15 protein-coding genes are annotated in these 18644 nt (G+C 69.2%); 5 read left to right on the plus strand and 10 right to left on the minus strand.

Going from position 1 to position 18644, the window contains the following annotated elements:
- Nucleotides 1-33: 33 nt before the first annotated feature.
- On the plus strand, nucleotides 34-1122 hold the full coding sequence (locus tag OD750_RS18675) for a DNA polymerase beta superfamily protein (protein ID WP_263542208.1): 1089 nt from the start codon (nucleotides 34-36) through the stop codon (nucleotides 1120-1122).
- Nucleotides 1113-1916: a nucleotidyltransferase domain-containing protein gene (locus OD750_RS18680; protein ID WP_263542207.1), complete on the plus strand. Its 804-nt coding sequence runs from the start codon at nucleotides 1113-1115 to the stop codon at nucleotides 1914-1916. Before OD750_RS18675 ends, OD750_RS18680 begins: the two co-directional genes overlap by 10 nt.
- Here the strand turns inward: OD750_RS18680 and OD750_RS18685 are convergent.
- The 4 genes from OD750_RS18685 to OD750_RS18700 all read right to left on the minus strand — a co-directional run bounded on the left by OD750_RS18685 (nucleotide 1883) and on the right by OD750_RS18700 (nucleotide 8268).
- On the minus strand, nucleotides 1883-2899 hold the full coding sequence (locus OD750_RS18685; protein ID WP_263542206.1) for a diguanylate cyclase: 1017 nt from the start codon (nucleotides 2897-2899) through the stop codon (nucleotides 1883-1885). The genes OD750_RS18680 and OD750_RS18685 overlap by 34 nt on opposite strands.
- 322 nt (nucleotides 2900-3221) lie before the next feature.
- Nucleotides 3222-3794: a chemotaxis protein CheB gene (locus OD750_RS18690; protein WP_263542205.1), complete on the minus strand. Its 573-nt coding sequence runs from the start codon at nucleotides 3792-3794 to the stop codon at nucleotides 3222-3224.
- Entirely contained in the window at nucleotides 3791-4633 is an 843-nt protein-coding gene (locus OD750_RS18695; RefSeq protein WP_263542204.1) for a CheR family methyltransferase, read from the minus strand. Before OD750_RS18695 ends, OD750_RS18690 begins: the two co-directional genes overlap by 4 nt.
- Entirely contained in the window at nucleotides 4618-8268 is a 3651-nt protein-coding gene (locus OD750_RS18700; RefSeq protein WP_263542203.1) for a response regulator, read from the minus strand. Before OD750_RS18700 ends, OD750_RS18695 begins: the two co-directional genes overlap by 16 nt.
- 275 nt (nucleotides 8269-8543) lie before the next feature.
- Here OD750_RS18700 and OD750_RS18705 point away from each other — a divergent pair, with 275 nt between their 5' ends.
- Nucleotides 8544-9182: a helix-turn-helix transcriptional regulator gene (locus tag OD750_RS18705; protein WP_263542202.1), complete on the plus strand. Its 639-nt coding sequence runs from the start codon at nucleotides 8544-8546 to the stop codon at nucleotides 9180-9182.
- On the plus strand, nucleotides 9179-10312 hold the full coding sequence (locus tag OD750_RS18710) for an aminotransferase class I/II-fold pyridoxal phosphate-dependent enzyme (RefSeq protein ID WP_263542201.1): 1134 nt from the start codon (nucleotides 9179-9181) through the stop codon (nucleotides 10310-10312). The genes OD750_RS18705 and OD750_RS18710 overlap by 4 nt, the downstream gene beginning before the upstream one ends.
- Nucleotides 10313-10492: 180 nt before the next feature.
- Here OD750_RS18710 and OD750_RS18715 read toward each other — a convergent pair whose 3' ends face one another.
- The 6 genes from OD750_RS18715 to OD750_RS18740 form a co-directional block, all read right to left on the minus strand.
- Nucleotides 10493-11290: a MipA/OmpV family protein gene (locus tag OD750_RS18715; RefSeq protein WP_263542200.1), complete on the minus strand. Its 798-nt coding sequence runs from the start codon at nucleotides 11288-11290 to the stop codon at nucleotides 10493-10495.
- 135 nt (nucleotides 11291-11425) lie between these two features.
- Complete coding sequence (locus OD750_RS18720; protein ID WP_263542199.1) at nucleotides 11426-12748, minus strand: sensor histidine kinase; 1323 nt, start codon at nucleotides 12746-12748, stop codon at nucleotides 11426-11428.
- Nucleotides 12741-13436 (minus strand): response regulator transcription factor, encoded by a 696-nt coding sequence (locus OD750_RS18725; protein ID WP_272842039.1) that lies wholly within the window; start codon nucleotides 13434-13436, stop codon nucleotides 12741-12743. The genes OD750_RS18720 and OD750_RS18725 overlap by 8 nt, the downstream gene beginning before the upstream one ends.
- Before the next feature lie 32 nt (nucleotides 13437-13468).
- Nucleotides 13469-16564: an efflux RND transporter permease subunit gene (locus tag OD750_RS18730; protein WP_263542198.1), complete on the minus strand. Its 3096-nt coding sequence runs from the start codon at nucleotides 16562-16564 to the stop codon at nucleotides 13469-13471.
- A complete protein-coding gene (locus tag OD750_RS18735) occupies nucleotides 16561-17673 on the minus strand; it encodes an efflux RND transporter periplasmic adaptor subunit (RefSeq protein WP_263542197.1) in 1113 nt (370 codons plus the stop codon). Before OD750_RS18735 ends, OD750_RS18730 begins: the two co-directional genes overlap by 4 nt.
- 80 nt (nucleotides 17674-17753) lie before the next feature.
- On the minus strand, nucleotides 17754-18200 hold the full coding sequence (locus tag OD750_RS18740; RefSeq protein ID WP_263542196.1) for an SRPBCC family protein: 447 nt from the start codon (nucleotides 18198-18200) through the stop codon (nucleotides 17754-17756).
- A gap of 61 nt (nucleotides 18201-18261) precedes the next feature.
- On the opposite strand from OD750_RS18740, the gene OD750_RS18745 reads away from it, so the two are divergent.
- The gene (locus OD750_RS18745; RefSeq protein WP_263542195.1) at nucleotides 18262-18546 is read left to right on the plus strand and encodes a hypothetical protein; all 285 of its coding nucleotides are present in this window, start codon (nucleotides 18262-18264) and stop codon (nucleotides 18544-18546) included.
- The last annotated feature ends 98 nt before the right edge of the window (nucleotides 18547-18644 follow it).

Genomic DNA, 18644 nt, shown 5'->3' on the forward strand with positions numbered 1-18644 from the left:
CTCGTCGCTTTGCCAATCGCTTCCGAAACGCCCGTGTTCGACCTCGACGCTCTCGCGCACCATCGCCGCGCCCACGTGCTGCTCGAAGCCGTGGCGGGCAGCCGCGCGTACGGCACGGCGAACGCCGACAGCGATGAGGACGTGCGCGGCGTGTTCGCGGTGCCGGCGCACGCGTACCTCGCGCTCGCCGCGCCGCCGAACCAGGTCGCGGACGAACGCAACAACGTCGTCTACTACAGCCTGCGCCGCACGATCGAACTCCTGGCCGCGGCGAACCCGAATATTCTGGAACTGGTGTATCTGCCCGACGACTGCGTGCGCGTCTGCACGCCGCAGATGCATGCGCTGATCGCGGCGCGCGCGTCGTTCGTCACGCGCGAGTGCGCAGCGAGCCACGTCGGCTACGCGTTTTCGCAGATCAAGAAGGCGCGCGGGCAGAACAAGTGGATCAACCAGCCGCAGCCGCGGCAGGCGCCGGCGAAGGAAGCGTTCTGCCATGTGATTCCGGCGCGCGCCGACGGCGCGCCGATGCGTCCGCGCGCGCTCGCCGATCTGGGCTGGAACCTCGCCGAGTTTCACGCCGCGCGGCTCGAACACGCGCGCGAGATGTTCCGGCTGTACCACTATGGGGATGCCGCGCGCGGCGTGTTCCGCAACGAGACGCTCGCCCTCGAATCGATACCCGAGGCCGACGAGACGGCGCGTTACGCGGGCCTCCTGATCTTTCGAGAACAGGCGTGGCGGCAGGCGTGCGACGATCACCGCAACTATTGGACCTGGCGCGCCGAGCGCAACGAAGCGCGCTGGCGGCAGCAGGAGTGCGGCGAGATCGACTACGACGCCAAGAACCTGATGCACACGGTGCGTCTGCTGCTGTCCGGACGTTCGATCCTCGAACGCGGCGAACCGATCGTGCGCTTCGCCGGCGACGCGCTGGAGACGCTGCTCGACATCCGCGCGGGCCGCTACGCGTACAAAGACGTCATGGAACTCGCGCAGGGGATCGCGGCCGACTGCGAAACGCTCAAGGCGACCGCCGATCTGCCGGAGCGCTGCGACGTCGCGCGGGCCGACCGCCTGCTGCTCGACCTCACCAATGCCTGGGAAACGCGATGCGCGTAGAAGCACCGATCGAAGAGGCCATCGGCGAGGCGCTCGCCGATGTCGAAGCGCGCCACGGCGTGCGCGTGCTGTTCGCCGCCGAGTCGGGCAGCCGCGCGTGGGGCTTCGCTTCGCCGGACAGCGACTACGACGTGCGCTTCGTGTATGCGCATGCGCTGGAAAAGTATCTGGCGATCGACGATCCGCCCGGCGTCATCGAAGCGATGCTGCCGCGCGACATCGACCTTGCGGGCTGGGAGCTGCGCAAGACGCTGCGTCTGATGGCGGGCGGCAACGCGACGCCGTTCGAATGGCTCGATTCGCCGATCGTGTATCGGCAGGATGCCGCGTTCGTCGCGCGTCTGCGCGCGCTCGCACCGGCGCTGTTCCGGCCGGCCAAGGCGCTGTTCCACTATCTCGGCACCGCGCGTTCGACCTGGCGCGACCATCTGTGCGCGCCCGAGGTTCGCCTGAAGAAAGTGTTCTACGCGCTGCGGCCGCTGCTGGCCTGCCGCTGGATCGAACAGACGCGCATGGCCCCGCCGACGCCGTTCGCGCGGCTCGTCGAAGCGCCGTGGGTGAGCGAAGCGGAGCGCACGATGATCGCCGCGCTGCACGCGGCCAAGACGGCGGCGAACGAGGCCGACCGCGCGCCGCTGCCGCCCGACGTTGCCGAGTGGCTGGCTGAGCAGCTGGCGCATTACGAACGCATCGGACCGACGCTCGCGACGCGCGGCGACACGGATGCCGCACCGCTCGATCGTCTGCTGAGCGAAACGATTCAGCGGTCGTCGTCGGCCTCGGCAACGGCATAGCGCCGCGCCGGGTCGCGCTTGGCGCGATACATCGCATCGTCCGCGGCGTGCAGCAGGCTGTCGTAGTCGTCGCCGTGATCGGGGTACAGCGCGACGCCGAAGCTCGCGCTGATCTTCACTTCGACGGTCTCTTCGCGCAGCACCAGCGCGTAGGGCGCGGCCAGCGTCATCGCGAGCGACTCGACGCGACGCGACGCGGCCTCGATATCGGGCGCGCGCTCGAGGATCACGACGAATTCGTCGCCGCCGACGCGCGCGACGGTGTCGCCGGTGCGCATCGCCTGCCGCAGCCGCTGCGCGACGCCGACGAGCAGCACGTCGCCGGCCAGGTGGCCGTAGCGGTCGTTGACCGGCTTGAAATGGTCGATGTCGATGTATATCAGTGCAAAACGGGACGAGTCGCGGCGACAGCGCTCGATCGCTACTTCGATGCGGTCTTCGAACAGCAGGCGGTTCGGCAGGCCGGTGAGGCTGTCGTGGATCGCCTGGTGCCGCACGAGTTCTTCGGCGCGCCGGCGCTCGGCGATCTCGGCTTCGAGCATGCGGTTGCGCTCGCGCAGCGTTTCGGCCGCGACGCGCAGCGCGTTGCGGTGGCGATACAGCTCGAGAAACACCTGCACCTTCGACAGGAGTATCGATTCGTTGACCGGCTTGGTGATGTAGTCGACCGCGCCGAAGCCATAGCCGCGCAGGCGGTTGAGGTCGTCGGCGTGCGTCGCGGTGACGAAGATGATCGGCAGGTAGCGCGTCGCCTCTTCCTGCGCGAGCAGTTTCGCCGCCTCGAAGCCGTCCATCTCGGGCATGTGCACGTCGAGCAGCAAGAGCGCGAAATCGTGATCGAGCGTGGCGCTGAGCGCTTCGCTGCCGGTGCGCGCTTCCACGATGTCGATCTCGAAGCGGCCGAGCAGGCGGCGCATCGCGATGAGATTGTGTTCGTTGTCGTCGGCGACGAGCACCTTCGGACGTAGCGTCGATTCGATCATGGTGCGCGTCCCTGTCGCCGGCGTTCTTGGACGAGCCGCGCTTCGGGCTTGCAACCTCGCAAGCACCGCGGCGCAGTCGTGCGGCCTTCCCCCATACGCCCTCCGAGGCGCCGTGCGGCGCGACGCTATCTTACTCGGCGCGAAATCGAACGTACGAAAATGCACGGTAAACAACTGTAAGGTCGTGAATTTATGCTGCGAAATACAAAGTTCAGTTTGGCGGCATCAGCGTGCGTATGCGTGCGGCGACATCGCGACGCGGGCGACGAACCTCGGTAGGGAGCGTTTGACAGCGGTGTCTTTTTTCAACGCGAAGCGCCGTTCATTCGACGAACAGCCGGTTGAGCAGCGGTGCGATCTGCGCGAGCGGCAGGCAGTGGTCGGCGCCGGCGGCGGCGAGCGCGGCGGCCGGCATGACGTCGACCTCGGCGTCGGACGGCTCCTGCACGATCGCGATGCCGCCGCGTTCGCGGATGCGCGCGAGACCGTCGGCGCCGTCGCTGTTCGCGCCGGTCAGCACGATGCCGGCGACGCGGCCGCCGCACGCCGCCGATGCCGATTCGAACCACACGTCGATCGACGGGCGCGCGAAGCCGACGCGCGCCTCGGCCGACAGCGCGAAGCGGCCGTCGCGGCCGAGCAGGAGGTGATAGCCCGACGGCGCGACGTAGATGCGCCCGGGCAGCGGCGACGTGCGTTCGGTCGCTTCGTCGACCGGCAGCGTCGCCGAGCGCGCGAGCAGTTCGCACAGGAGGCTCACATCGTCCGAACCGGTGTGGCAGACCGCGACGAGCGGCAGCGGAAAGCGGCGGTCGAGCCCGGCGAACAGCGTGTGCAGCGCACGCAACCCGCCCGCCGAGCAGCCGATCGCGACGAGGTCGATGCGGCGTTTCATCGCTGTGCGAGCTGAAAGATCCGCAGACGCGGGTCGATCGCGCGGAAGTTCTGCGCGGCGCGCGCGAACGCGATGTTCTCGCGCGTGCCGAGGCACAGAAAGCCGCTGCGCACGAGGCTGTCGCGAAACAGTTCGAGCACGTGGTTCTGCAGCGAGTCGGTGAAATAGATCAGCACGTTCCGGCAGAGAATCAGGTGCGCTTCGCAGAAGACGCCGTCGCAGACGAGATTGTGGTTCGCGAACGTGACGTTGCGCTTCAACGCCGCGTCGATCGTGATGAGATCGTAGCGCGCGTGGTAGTAGTCGGCGAGCGAGTGCGCCCCGCCTGCCGCGAGGTAGTTTTCCGAGTACAGGCGCGCCTCGCGCGCCGGGAAGATGCCTTCCTGCGCGCGCGCGATCGCCGCGTCGGAGAAGTCGGTCGCGTAGATCTGCGTGCGGTCGTACAGCCCGGCTTCTTCGAGCAGTATCGCGAGCGAATACACTTCCTGGCCGAACGCGCAGCCGGCCTGCCAGATGTTGATGTGCGGGTACGACGCGAGCAGCGGCAGCACCTCGTCGCGCAGTTTGCGGAACACGGCGGGGTCGCGGAACATTTCCGACACCGGCACCGACAGGCCCGCGATCACCTTCGGCAGCAGCGCGTCGTCGCGCAGCACGCGTGCGGTCAGCTCGCCGATCGTTTCGCAGCCGATGCCCTGCAGCAGCGCGTTGACGCGGCGCCGGAACGACGCGCGCGCGTATTCGCCGAAGTCGTAGCCGTGGCGCAGCTTGAGCGCGCGCACGAACAGTTCGAGCTCGACCTCCTCGACGTCGGGCCGCGCCATCAGGCGTGCAGCCACACGCGCATCATCGACAGCAGCTTGTCGATGTCGAGCGGCTTGGAGAGATAGTCGTTCGCGCCGGCTTCGATGCAGCGGTCGCGGTCGCCGCGCATCGCCTTGGCGGTGATCGCGATGACGGGCAGTTTCGCGAGCTGGGGGCGCTTGCGGATTTCGCGGATCGCCTCGTAGCCGTCCATGCCGGGCATCATGATGTCCATCAGCACGAGTTCGATCTTGCGGTTGTCGTCGAGCTGGCGCAGCGCCTTGACGCCGTCCTGCGCCATGAGCACGTTGAGTCCCTTGGTGCGCAGCGTTTTGGACAATGCAAAAATATTGCGCATGTCGTCGTCGACGACGAGCACGGTACGGCCGGACAGGCCGGTTTCCACATCGCGCGGGACGTACGATTCGGCCTGCCGGCGCACGCTGTGCAGAAACAGGCGCACCTCGTCGAGCAGGCGCTGCGGCGAGCGCGCGCCCTTGACCACGATGCTGTCGGTGAACTGGCGCAGGCGCAGGCTTTCGTCGGTGGACAGGTCGCGCGCGGAGTGAATGACCACCGGCGGCGTGCCGTCGAGCTTGGCGTACTCGTCGAGGAACTGGAATCCGGACATGTCGGGCAGCGTCAGGTCGAGCACGAGGCAGTCGAACTGGCGCTCGCGCAACGCGTCGAGTCCTTCGCGGCCGGTGTGCGCGTTTTCCACGCGCACGTTCGGCGACGCGATCATGGTCTCGACGATCGCGTAGGCGTCGGGATCGTCGTCGATCACGAGCACGCTGCGCTGGCGGCCGTGCTCGTTCGCGAGCAGGCGGTCGAACGCGCCGAGCAGCGCCTCGCGCGGCGCCGGCTTGGTGAGAAAGCCGACGGCGCCGAGTTCGCGGCCGCGGGCCGATTCGTCGACGCCGGAAACGAAGTGCACCGGAATGTCCCGCGTCGCGGGGCTCGCGCGCAGGCGGCGCATGACCGCCCAGCCGTCCATGCCGGGCAGCAGCACGTCGAGCAGGATGCCGGTCGGCCGGTAGTGCGCGGCGAGCGCGTGACCGGATTCGCCGTCGCCGGCGGCGAGCGCGCGGAAGCCTTTCGCGCGGATCAGGTCGACCAGCACCTTGGCGAAGATCGGGTCGTCCTCGATCGTGAGGATCACGGTGTCGCCGGCCTGGATCGCGGCGCGGTCGTCGTCGATCCACGGCGCATCGACGCGCGGTGCCTGGCCGTTCGCGCGCTCCGGCGGCGGCATCGGCGCGAGCGGCGTCGGCACCGGCGCGGCGGTCTGGGACGTGGCCGGCGTGCGCGTCTGCGCGACGAGGGGCAGCACGACGGTGAAGCGGCTGCCGCGGCCTTCGGTGCTTTCGGCGACGATGTCGCCGCCGAGGAGCTGCGCGAGGCGGCGCGCGATCGACAGGCCGAGGCCGCTGCCGCCGAACTGTCGGCTGGTGCTGGCGTCGACCTGTTCGAACACGCCGAAGATCGCGTCGAGCTTGTGCTGCGGAATGCCGATGCCGGTGTCGGCGACGACGACCGCGAACGCCTCCCGCGGCGGCAGGCGCACGCTCGCGGCGAGCGCGTCGGGGCAGGGCAGGATCGTCACCGACACCTCGCCGTCGCGCGTGAACTTGATCGCGTTGCCGACGAGATTGCCGACGATCTGGTCGAGCTTGCCCGCGTCGCTGTCGATCTGCGCCGGCATCGCCGGGTCGACCGCGACCTCGAAGCGCAGTTCCTTCTCGCGCGCGAGCGGTCGGAACGTGCGTGTCAGACTCTGCACGAACATGGAGACGGCGCAGGGCTCGACCAGCACGTCCATCTTGCCGGCTTCGATCTTCGAAAGGTCCAGGATGTCGTTGATCAGGCGCAGCAAGTTGCTGCCTGCGTCGTGGATCACGCGCGCCGACTCGACCTGGTCCGGCGCGAGGCGGCCGTCGTCGTTGTCGGCGAGGTTGCGCGACAGGATCAGCATGCTGTTGAGCGGCGTGCGCAGCTCGTGCGACATGTTGGCGAGGAAATCGGATTTGTACTGGCTCGCCCGCGCGAGTTCCTCGGCCTTCTGCACGGTGTCGCGCTGCAGCGCTTCGAGCACCTGCTTCTGCTCGTTCAGCGTCTCGGTCTTCTGGCGCAGTTCCTCGTTCGAGGCCTGCAGCTCTTCGGCCTGCACGCGCAGTTCTTCTTCCGAGGCCTGCAGGCGCTGCTGCTGCTCTTCGAGTTCGACCGTCTTGCCCTGCAATTCGTCGTTGGTCGAGCGCAGTTCTTCCTGCTGCACGCGCAGCGCTTCTTCGGAGACGACGAGTTCCTGCGCCTGTGCCTGCGTGCGCTCGAGCAGTTCGCGCGTGCGGACCGCGCGGTTGAGGTTGTCGAACGACAGCGCGACCAGCGGCAGCAGTTCGTCGAGCAGTTGCTGCTGCTCGCGGGTGAACGCGGCGAACGTGCCGATCTCGATCACGCCGAGCAGGCGGTCGGTCGCGACGAGCGGCAGCGCGATCATCGCGCGCGGCGAGGCTTCGCCGATCGCCGAGTGGATGCGCACGTAGTCGTCGGGCACCGGTTCGAGCACGATCGTCTTGCGCTCGCGGCCGCATTGGCCGGTCAGGCCCTCGCCGAGCGCGTACGACGTTTCCAGGTGGCGGCGCTGCTTGTGGCCGTAGCTGCCGGCGAGATCGAGCCGCCGGCGCTCGTCGTCGTAGGCGAAGAAGATCGCGACGCCGGCCTTGAGCCGCTGCGCGAGTTCGGCGCACAGCGTGTCGGCGAACGATTGCGCGTCGACGCAGCGCTGCAGCGCCGCGGCGAGCTCGTTGACGTTCGTCTTGGTCCAGTTGCGCCACCACGTGCCGATCGCGGTTTCCTTGAACACCTCGAGTGCGCGCGCGATCGCGCCGACTTCGTCGCGGCGGCCGCGCTGCGGCACGACGATGTCGTGGTCGTGCTCGGACAGGCGCGTCATCAGGCCGGTGAGGTGGCGGATCGGTCTGACGATCAGGCGGCCCGACAGCCACAGCGCCACGACGCTGACGAGAATGCCGAGCGCGAGCATCGCCAGCACGGTGATTTCGGTCGTCGTGACCGCGCGCGTCAGCTCGGCGGTTCGCGCGTCGAGTTCTTCGCGCGCGGCCGTCTGGTTGCCGTGCAGCAGGTCGGACAGCAGTATTCCGTTGGCCCGGTCGACCGTGCCGAATCGGCGCGACAGCTCGAGTTCGCGCGCGTCCCGGTCCGTGCCGGCCGGCGAGCGGGCGGCTTCGTCGAGGATCGGCTCGACCGCGACCGCGAGCCAGTCGCGCGCGCGCTGTTCTGCCTGCAGCGCGCGCGTGCGAAATGCCGCGTCGTCCTTGCTGCGCGCAACCAGCGTCGCCAGTGCAGCGTCCAGATTCTTGCGCGCCGCCGCAACGCGGTCGGTGTCGGCGGCGGCGGTGGCGGAGTCGGCCAGTCGCGCATACACCGCAAGCTCGGTTTCGCGCACGCCGAGCGCGACGTTCTGCAGCGCGTCGATGACGCCGAACGTGCGCTCCAGCGACTCGCGCGCCGCCAACTGCTGATTGAGGGCGGCGACGATGCCGACGCAGGCGGCGACGAAAGCCAGAAGGACGCCCCCGAACGCCAGTGCGAGCTTGACCTGGATCGGCCGGTCGCCGAGCCACGAGGTTTCCTTGTCGTCTTGCGCCATGGGTTTTTCGCTGGTTGTCCCGAACTCGTCGCCTGTGCGGATATGGAACCACGTCCGCGCGTCTTGCCGGCGTGAACCGGCATGTGCGTCATGGTAGCGGCGCGGTGCCGGGGCGGCGAGCGTTCGCGGGTTTTCGGGGGGAGTCTTTGCAAAAAGTATGGATGTGCGGGTGCATTGAAGGCCTGGTGTTCGGTTCAACCGGTCTCGTCGGTGTGACGCGGCCTTGGCATCCGGCGATATAGACGAATCGAAAAAATTGGATGTATCATCTAAAAATGACGCGACGTTCCGATTCGCCCGCCGACCGCCACGCATCGACCGCCGCGGCGATCGGCGCACTGTTGTACCCGCACGCCGAGGTCGTGCTGCACGACCTGGCGAGCGGCACCGTCGCGGGCATCTGGAACGCCTGGTCCGGTCGCAAGATCGGCAGTCCGTCGCTGCTCGACGACGACACGAGTGCGTTCGATCGCGGCGAGGCGGTGCTGGGTCCGTACGAGAAAACCGGCGAGGACGGCCGCCGCATCAAGTCGGTGACGGCCGTGCTGCCCGGGCCGCGCGGGCGCGCGGCGGGGCTGCTGTGCATCAACCTCGACGTATCCCGGCTCGACGAGGCGATGCGCGTGCTGGCCGCGTTCGTCGCGCCGCGCACCGAGCGACCGGCGACGCTGTTCGCGCAGGACTGGCGCGAGCGGATCAATCTCGCGCTGCACGCATGGCTGCGCGAACGCGGTATCGCGCTCGCGGCGCTGACGCGTGCCGACCGCGTCGCGCTGGTCGCCGCGCTCGATGCGCAGGGCGTGTTCGCGACGCGGCATGCCGCACAGCACCTGGCCGGCCTGATCGGCGCTTCGCGCGCGTCGATCTACAACTATCTCGCCGACGCCCGGCGCCCGACGACTTCCGCCCCATGACGACGTTGCCCGATTTTCGCCTCGAAACGCATTTTTCCCGTTGGGAATTCAACGCAAAATACAATATGGCCGCGAGCGACGCGCAAAGCCTGCCGCTGGCCGAACTGCTCGCGCTCGCCGACGAACCCGAACGCGCGGCGTGGGACGCGCTCGGCCTCGGCTACACCGAAACCTGGGGTTCGCCCGCGCTGCGCCGCGCGATCGCGCGCACGTACGAGACGATCGCGCCCGAACACGTGCTGTGTTTCGCAGGCGCGGAAGAGGGTCTGTACTGCGCGATGCTCGCGCTGCTCGGGCCGGAAGACCACGCGATCGTGACGGTGCCGAACTACCAGTCGATGGAGACGCTGCCGGCGTCGATCTGCGGCGCCGTTTCCGGCTGGCGCCTGCGCGCCGAGAACGGCTGGCAACCCGATCCCGACGAACTGCGCGCGCTGATCCGGCCGAACACGAAGCTCGTCGCGGTGAACTTCCCGAACAATCCGACCGGCGCGATCGCCGACGCGGCGACGTTCCGGGCGCTGGCGCAGCTGTGCGACGAGCGCGGCATTCACCTCTTCAGCGACGAGGTGTACCGCGGCCTCGAGCGCGACGCGGCGCACCGGCTGCCGCAGGCGGCGGATATCGCCGCGCGCGGCGTGTCGCTCAACGTCATGTCGAAGGCGTACGGCCTGCCGGGCCTGCGCATCGGCTGGATCGCGACGCGCGACGCCGCCTTGCTGACGCGCATGGAGCGCATGAAGCATTACCTGTCGATCTGCAACGCGGCAACGAGCGAAGTGCTCGCATGCATCGCGCTCGGCGCGAGCGACACGCTGCTGTCGCGCAATCTGGAACTGTGCAGAAATAATCTCGGCGCGGTCGGCGCCTTCTTCGCCGAGCGGCCGGATCTGTACGAATGGGAGACGCCGCGCGGCGGCTGCGTCGGGTTCGCGCGTTACCTCGGCGCCGACGGCGTCGAAGCGCACTGCCGGCGGCTGGTGGAGGAGGCGGGCGTGCTGCTGCTGCCCGCGAGCGTGTTCGAATCGCCGTTGGCGCAGGTGCCGACGGATCGGTTTCGGGTGGGGTACGGGCGGGCGGAAATCGCGGCGGGGTTGGATGCCTGGCGGGAGTTTCTGCGTTCGGCTTAGCCGGTCCTTCGCTTCGGCTCGTCGTTCCTCCGCACGCCGGAATCCAGACTTCGCTGTCGCGACAGCCCGACCGCAACGCGATCCTTCGCGCCGCCCCTCGCCCCGGCCCTCTCCCCCAAGCGCGCTTGAAGGAGAGGGAGTGCCGCACCGTCGTTGCGTGGCGTCGTTCGCCGCCGTCGATCAAAACGCCCGCGAAAACCCCACGAACACGCCGACCGTCCCGTTCTTGCCCGGTTCGATGAGCGGACTTTTCTTGATCTCATCCGGCAGACGGCTGTACTTCACGTCCGCCATCATCGACCACTTCTCGCCGAGCGGCCGGAAGTACGACACGCCGACGTGCCCGATCGTCACCGCGCCCGGTTTGTAGTCGATCACGCCGCGCGCGACTTCTTTGGGCAGCGTGCCGTAGTAGTAGTTGGCCATGTCTTTGGACTGCCACGTCAAGCCGACCTGCGGCGTCAGCGTTCCCTGGCCGAGTTCGAAAGGGTAGCCGTACTGGATCTGGAATTCCTGGCCGCCGCTCTTGTCGGTCGCGTCGGTGAGGATCTCCGCTTCGATCTCGCCGGCGCTGCCGCGCCACTGCATCGCGACGCCCACGTCCACGGCCTCGGCGCGGTCGTCGAGCTTGCGGTAGTCGATGCCGTTGCGCGCCAGTTCCCGGCGGCCCAGATCCTTCACGTCGAAGCCGTCGAAGCGCAGCTTCGCGACGGCCGCGAGTTCGATCCCGCCGAGGTCGAGCACGGTCCAGCCGGCCGAGATGCCGCGGAACCAGAAGCGCTCGCCCTCGTACGACACGAGCGGAATCGGCATCACGCGCGAGCCTTCGCCCGCATACGGGCTCGCGAAGACCGCCGCCGCCACGCCCAGCTGCCAGCCTTGCGGCGGTCCGCCCGGCGAGTCTTCGTCGGCGTCGGGAGACTGCGCGGCGGCGCCGAACGACAGGCCGGACAGCAGTACGGGCCACAGGAATTTCATCATGGGAAGCCTGACCTCGTGCAAGAGTGGAATACGCGTCTGCCGCACCGCGTGTGCGGCCGCAAACGTCCACTGCAGCATGAGGCGGCGATGTCGCCGAAATGTCGTGTGCGGCGCGGCTTCGCTGAACGCGGCTTAAGGGACGAACACGCTCGCGCTCACGTCGAGCGTCGCGCGCGTGCCGCCGGCCGCCGCCGGTTCGATCGCGAGCTTCCAGCCGAAGCGATCGCAGATGCGGCCGATCAGGAACAGCCCGAGTCCCTGGCCGCGCACCGGCGCCGACGATCGCAGGCTGTCGCGATAGCGGCGCGCCGCTTCGACCGGATCGAAGCCGCTGCCCGAGTCGGCGACGCAGACGACGCCGCCGGCGAGCGTCAGCTCGACATGCCCCGCGGCCGTGTTCTCTATCGCGTTGCGAATGAGATTGCTCACCGCGATGCGCACCATCGCTTCGGGCGCGGCGACGAACGTCGGTTCGACGTCGCCGACGCGCAGCCGCGCCGGTTTGTCGCGCACGAGATGTTCGTGGTCGCGCGCCAGCCGCGGCAGGAGTTCGTGCAGCACCGTGACGTCGACCGGCTCTCCGTCCGGGCTCGCTTCGCGCGCGAGGTAGAGCAGGGCCACCATCGTTTCCGACAGGTCTTCGACCGCGTGCTCGATGCGCCCGAGCGCGGGTTTCGACGCGTCGGGCAGCGCGATCTGCTTGAGCACGTCGACGGCGCCGGCGATCACCGCGATCGGCGTGCGGAATTCGTGGCTCGCCTGGTCGAGCAGGCTGCGCTCGCGCTCGATGAATCGCTCGACGCGTTCGAGGTGCGCATTGCTCGCCTGCGCGATCACGGCGATTTCTTCGCGGCCGTAGGTCGTCGGCAGCCGCGCGCCGGGCGTGCCGGGATCGATATTGCGCATGCGCTCGGCGAGGTCGCGCACCGGCCGCACGAAGTTGACGTGCAGCCAGGCGATGACGCCGGCGATCAGCGCGATCAGCAGCAGCGCCCAGATGCCGCTCAGCAGCGAGTCGAGGTTCTGCTGGTCTTCGAGTTCGCCGATGTCGACGATGGTGACCAGCCGGCCCGGCGGCAGGTCGACGACGAGCGCGTGAAAGCTGTCGTCGGTCTCGACGATGTCGCCCCATCCTTCCGACGAGTAGTGGCCCAGCGGCAGCGCGGCGAAATAGTCCGGTGCGTTTGAAGGGTTGCGACCGTTTTCGACGTACCACGACCGGACGATGCCGACGGCGGGAAGCGACGCGGCTTCGCCGCGCCGCACGCGCGCGGCGTGGTCGGCTGATACGGATTCGAGCAGTTCCGTCCAGTATCCGTGTTCCAGCAGTCGCTGGCTGCTGAACGCCTGCAGCGTCAGCGACGCGACCATCACGACGCCGAACACGATCAGCGCGGCGCTGATCCACCGCTGCACGCTGCGGCGTCCGCCGATGACGGGCGTGCGGCTATTCAACGGCGTGCAACCGGTAGCCGGCGCCCGGCACGGTATGCAGCAGCGGCGGCTCGGCGTCGTGTTCGATCGCCCGGCGCAGCACGTACATGTGCGAGCGCAGAAGGTCGGTGCCGGGCTGGCTGTCGCCCCACGCCTCGCGCTCGAGGCGTGCGCGCGTGACGACGTGCGGGCTCTCGCGCATGAGGAGTTCCAGCAGGCGGCGACCGATGCGCGTCAGCACGATGCGCCGGTCGTTGCGACGGATTTCCATCGTTTTGAGATCGAACCGCAGGTCGCCGACGGCGAGCACGTCGTCGGGCGCCGCGGCCTGCTTGCGGCGCGCGACCAGGGCGCGCAGGCGCACCTCGATCTCGGGCAGCGCCACGGGTTTCACGAGGTAGTCGTCGAGGCCCGCTTCGAATCCGTCGATCTTGTCGGCGAGCTGGTCGCGGGCCGTGAGCATGATCACCGGCACCTTCTTCTTCGCCTCGCCGCGCAATCGCCTCAGCACCGTCAGGCCGTCGAGCCGCGGCAGGTTCCAGTCGAGCACGATCGCGTCGTAGTCGCGCGACGACGCCAGATGCAGCCCCGACACGCCGTCGGGCGCCGCGTCGAGACTGTGGCCGCAGCCTTCCAGATAGTCGTAGAGGTTCGCCGCGAGCTGCGCGTTGTCTTCGATGATGAGGATGGCGAGCGATTGCCGGATCACGATGCGTTTGCCTGCATGAGTGTGGTTGAACACTAAGCTTCGATCTGCGAGCCGTCCAATGCCGTCACGGCCGGCCGGTGGAACCACAGCCTGACGGCTTCGACCGCGTCGTCCACGAGGCTGTAGATCACCGGTACCACGACGAGGCACAGCACGGTCGACGTGACGAGTCCGCCGATCACGACGATCGCCATCGGCGCGCGAAAACTCGGGTCGGCGCCGACGCCGAGCGCGATCGGCAGCATGCCGGCGCCCATCGCGATCGTCGTCATGACGATAGGCCGCGCGCGCTTGCGGCACGCATCGACGATCGCACGCCGGCGATGGAATCGGCGATCGCGGCGCGCGATGACGATGTAGTCGACGAGCAGGATCGCGTTCTTCGTCGTGACGCCCATCAGCATGACGAGGCCGATCATCGACGGCATCGACAACGTCGAGCCGGTGACGAGGAGCGCGGCGAACGCGCCCGGAATCGACAGCGCGAGCGCCGCGAGCACGGTCAGCGGCTGTGCGAAATCCCTGAGCAGCAGCACGAGCACGACGTAGACGCACAGCACGCCGGCGCCCATCGCGACCGCGAAGCCGGCGACGAGTTCGTCCATGACTTCGGCGTCGCCGGCCGACGCCTGCACGACGCCGCGCGGCAGGTTGCGCAGGCTCGGCAATGCCGCCGCCGCGTCCTCGACGTCGCCGAGCGGCCGGCCGCCGAGTTCCACGGTGAAGCGCACGTTGCGCAGGCGGTCGTAGCGCGCGAGCTCCGACGGGCCGTCGGCGATGTCGAGGTCGGCGACGCCGTGCAGCGGCACCGGGCCGCGCGCGCCGGGCACCGGCAATCGCCGCAGCGTGTCGAGGTCGTTGCGACCGCGGTCGGCGAGCCGCACCACGACGGGCACCTGGCGCTCGCTGAGATTGAGCTTCGCGAGCGCCTCGGTGTAGTCGCCCGACGTGGCGATGCGCAGGGTTTCGGCGATCGCGGCCGACGTGACGCCGAGATCGGCCGCGCGCGCGAAGTCGGGCCGCACGACGAGTTCGGGCCGCAAGAGGCTCGCCGACGACGTGACCGCACCGATGCCGGGCAGCGTGCGCAGCTCGCGCTCGACGAGGCTCGCATGCCGGGCCAGCAGCGCGCCGTCTTCGGCGGCGAGCACGAGCTCGTAGCCTTCGTCGTCCTGCCCGACGCGGATGCGCGCGCCGGGTATCGCGGCGAGCGCCGCGCGCAGATCGTTTTCGATCGCCTGCCGCGTGACGCCGCCGCGATCCTTGCGCGGCGCGAGGTTGACGGTCAGCACCGCGCTGGTCACGTTCGACGCGGCGCGCGGCCCTTCGTCCGGCTCGCCGGCGCTGCCCGCGGCGCCGATCGCGGTGTAGACGGATCGGACATGTGGAATATTCGAGATCGCCAGGCGCGCCCGCTCGGCGCTCGCCTGCGTGTCGCGCAGCGTGCTTCCGGGCGGCAGCGACAGCGCGATCCGCGACGTGTCGCCGTCGTCCGGCGGCATGAACTCGTCCGGCAGGTTCGCACCGATCGCAAGGCCGCCGGCGACGAGCAGCGCGGCGATGCCGAGCGTCAGGCCGCGCTGCCGCAGGCACGCGCGCATGCCGCGCAGGTAGCGCGCGATCCAGCGCGGCGTTCTGCGCCTCGCCGCTGGCGCCTTCAGGAAATACGCCGCCAGCGTCGGCGTCAGCAGGCGCGCGACGACGAGCGAGAAGAACACGGCGACCGACGCCGTCCAGCCGAACTGCACGAAATACCTGCCGACCGTGCCGCCCATCAGCGACGTCGGCAGGAACACGGCGACGAGCGTGAACGTCGTGGCGATCACGGCGAGTCCGATTTCCGTCGCGGCGTCGGCGGCGGCGCGCAACGGCGACTTGCCCATGCGCCGGTGCCGCTCGATGTTCTCGATCTCGACGATCGCATCGTCGACGAGCACGCCGGTGACGAGCGACAGCGACAGCAGCGTGACCGTGTTGAGCGTGAAGCCCGCCAGATGCATCACCGCGAACGTCGGCACGGCCGACAGCGGCAGCGCGACGGCGGCGATCGCGGTCGCACGCCAGTCGCGCAGGAACAGCAGCACGACGAGCACCGCGAGCGCGGCGCCTTCGTACAGCAACAGCATCGAGCCGTCGTAGTTTTCGACGATGGGACCGACGAAGTTCACGGCCTCGGTGAAGACGAGATCGGGATGCACATCCCGCAGTTGCGCGATCGCCGCGCGTGCCGCGTCGGCGACGTCGATTTCGCCGGCGCCGCGCGCGCGAAGAATCTCGAACGCCACGACGGGCGTGCCGTCGATCGACGCCGCCGAGCGCGGCGGCGCCGTCGTGTCCGACACGGCGGCAACGTCGTCGAGGCGGATCCGGCGCCCGTCGCTCAGCGCGACGTCGAGTTCCGCGATCTCCTGCGCCGAGGCCACGGTGGCGACCGCGCGCACCGATTGTTCGGCGCCGCCGATGTCGACGCGACCGCCCGACGCCTCCTGCTGCAGTTCGCGCAGGCGACGCGAGATGTCGGCGGCCGTCGCGTTCAGCGCGAGCAGGCGGTCGGGATCGAGTTCGACGCGCACCTCGCGATCGACGCCGCCGACGCGCGCGACCGCGCCGACGCCGGGTAGGGCCAGCAGGCGCTTCGTCACGTCGTGATCGACGAACCACGACAGCGCTTCGTCGTCGCGTCGCGACGACGACACCGCGTAGGTCACGACCGGCGTCGCGGCGAGTTCGATCTTGCGGACGACCGGATCGCGCAGGTCGGCGGGCAGGGTCGCGCGCGTGCTCGCGATCGCGCCGCGCACGTCGTCGAGCGCGTCACGCGCCGGCTTGTCGACGTCGAACTCGGCCGTGATCGCGGCGACGCCGTCGGTCAGCGTGCTCGTGATGTGGCGGATGCCTTGCAGGTTCGCGAGCGCGTCTTCGATCTTGCGCGCGACGTCGCTCTCGAGCTGCGGCGGCGACGCGCCCGGCAGTTCGGCGGTGACGGTGACGATCGGAAAATCGATGTCCGGAAAGTTCTGCACCTTCATCGCCGCGAAGCCCGCGACGCCCGCGAGCGTCAGCAGGACGAACAGCAGCGTCGCGGGAACCGGATTGTCGATCGACCAGGTCGAGAGGTTGCGGCTCACGAGTCGCTCCCGGCAGGCGTGGCGCTCGCGTCGACGATCCGGACCGTGTCGCCGTCGGCGAGAAAGCCGAGGCCCGAGACGATCACGGCGTCGGACGCGGAGAGTCCTTCGGTGATCTCGAGACGGTCGCCGGCGCGGCGGCCGACGGACACCTTCTGCATCACGACGGTCGATGCAGGCCCCACGCGCATGACGTAGCGAAACCCGTCGCGCAGCAGCACGGCGCTTTGCGGCACGGTCAGCGCCGGCGCATCGCCGAGTTCGACGTGGCCGCGCGCAAAGGCGCCGGTGCGGATCGCGGGATCGTCCGGCAGGTCGACATAGACGAGGCCGGTGCGCGTCTGCGTGTCGATCGCCGGCGCGATCGTGCGCAGCCGGCCGCGAACGGCGTGCCCTTCGATGTCGAGCGTCGCGACCTGTCCCGGCGCGAGCCGGCCGATGTCGGCGGCGGCGACCGCGGCGCGCCATTCCAGGCGGCCGTCGCGGATCACGCGAAACAGTTCCTGGCCCGCGGGAACGACGGCGCCGACCGTCGCGGTACGCGACGTGACGATGCCGTCGTCGGGCGCGACGACGCGCGTCTGCGTCACGCGCAGGCGCTGACGCCGCTCGGCCGCGCGTGTCGCCTCGAGCCGCGCGCGCCCGGTCGCCGCGGCGACGACGTACTGGTCGATCTGCTGGGTCGACAGCGCACCGGTGTGCGTGAGGCTGCGTGCACGCGCGGCGTTGGACTGTGCTTCGTCCACTTGCGCCGCGGCCTGCGCGACCGCGGCGCTCGCTTCGGCGAGTTCGGCCCGTACGATGTCGGCGCTGAATCGCGCGAGCACCTGGCCGCGCCTTACCGTGTCGCCGACGTCGACGTCGACGGCGACGAGCCGCAGTCCGTCGGCCTCGGCGCCGATGCTCGCTTCCTGCCATGCGGCGATGTTGCCGGTCGCCGGCACGCGAACCGGCAGCGCCGCGATCCGCGCGTGTGTGACGGCGACCGACAGGACGGGCGGCGGCGCGGACTGCGCCGGGTCTTCGCGGTTGCCGTCGCATGCCGCGACGAGCACCGCCGGCAGTAGGAAAAACGCCGCACCGATCCGTGCGATTCGACGCTGCTGCATGGGTAGACAAATCCTCGAAACGCTACGGGGCGTCTTCGATGATCGATTCCCGATGTCGCGGAAATGTCGCGCCGCGTTCTTCAGCCGTGCGCGAGCGCCGCCGCGATCGCCATGCGCCACTCGTCCATGAACGCCGCGTAGCGCGGCGGCGACAGGAACTCGCGCACCGTCGATTCGGCATCGTCGGCGAGCGCGGTCAGCGTATAGCGCACGGTGACGTCGGTCGCGTCGTCGCCGGCCGGCGCGCACGCGACGTCGACGAGGCCCATGCTGACGCCTTGCGCGATGCGCGCGTAGCCGGCCGCGTGCAGCGCCGGTTCGTAGCGCGTGACGATCCATACCGATTCGACGCCGCCGGCGCCGATCGTGCGGAACACGGTGCCGCGCTCGGTCTCGCCGCTGAGCATATGCGGGTTCCAGCCCTTCGCCCAGGCGCGCTCGCCGAGCGGGGTGAACATGGGAAACACGCGCGCGATCGGCGCGTCGAGACGGAAGGTGCCTTGCTGCGACTGCGGGCTTGCGGCCATGAGCTTGCCTTGTTTGGTAGGTATGTACCAAGATAACATGGTATGAAATCCGGAGAAAACCATGGCGGCGCGCAGAAACGAGACGAAGACCGGCAATCCGACCCCTCCCGCGGTCGAACGCATCCAGACGGGCGTGCGGCTGGAAAAGCGGCTGCTCAAGGTGCTCAAGGGGCTCGCGGAATACCTCGACCTGTCGCTCGGCGACCTGCTCGAAGGCGTGGCGCTGCACGCGCTGGAGAACAAGGCGCCGTTCTCGGCGGCGACGCTCAAGAAGATCGCGGATCTGAAGCGGGTGTACGGGCTGGCGCTAGGGGCGGGGGACAGTCACCGGTTGAAGGAGGGGTGAAGCTTTCGCCGCGCATGTGCCGCGCAAACGTGTTCACTCGACGAGGTCCTTCGCGGCGCCCCCATCCCATCCTTCTCCCCCAACGCGGTTGGGGGAGA

Source organism: Tahibacter soli (assembly GCF_025717065.2).
Taxonomy (GTDB): Bacteria; Pseudomonadota; Gammaproteobacteria; order Xanthomonadales; family Rhodanobacteraceae; genus Tahibacter; species Tahibacter soli.

Coding starts and splice junctions, on each gene's coding strand:
- OD750_RS18715 (WP_263542200.1), bottom strand. CDS start 11,290: ATGAAATTCCTGTGGCCCGTACTGCTGTCCGGCCTGTCGTTCGGCGCC.
- OD750_RS18745 (WP_263542195.1), top strand. CDS start 18,262: ATGGCGGCGCGCAGAAACGAGACGAAGACCGGCAATCCGACCCCTCCC.
- OD750_RS18705 (WP_263542202.1), top strand. CDS start 8,544: ATGACGCGACGTTCCGATTCGCCCGCCGACCGCCACGCATCGACCGCC.
- OD750_RS18690 (WP_263542205.1), bottom strand. CDS start 3,794: ATGAAACGCCGCATCGACCTCGTCGCGATCGGCTGCTCGGCGGGCGGG.
- OD750_RS18735 (WP_263542197.1), bottom strand. CDS start 17,673: ATGCAGCAGCGTCGAATCGCACGGATCGGTGCGGCGTTTTTCCTACTG.
- OD750_RS18710 (WP_263542201.1), top strand. CDS start 9,179: ATGACGACGTTGCCCGATTTTCGCCTCGAAACGCATTTTTCCCGTTGG.
- OD750_RS18680 (WP_263542207.1), top strand. CDS start 1,113: ATGCGCGTAGAAGCACCGATCGAAGAGGCCATCGGCGAGGCGCTCGCC.
- OD750_RS18740 (WP_263542196.1), bottom strand. CDS start 18,200: ATGGCCGCAAGCCCGCAGTCGCAGCAAGGCACCTTCCGTCTCGACGCG.
- OD750_RS18700 (WP_263542203.1), bottom strand. CDS start 8,268: ATGGCGCAAGACGACAAGGAAACCTCGTGGCTCGGCGACCGGCCGATC.
- OD750_RS18685 (WP_263542206.1), bottom strand. CDS start 2,899: ATGATCGAATCGACGCTACGTCCGAAGGTGCTCGTCGCCGACGACAAC.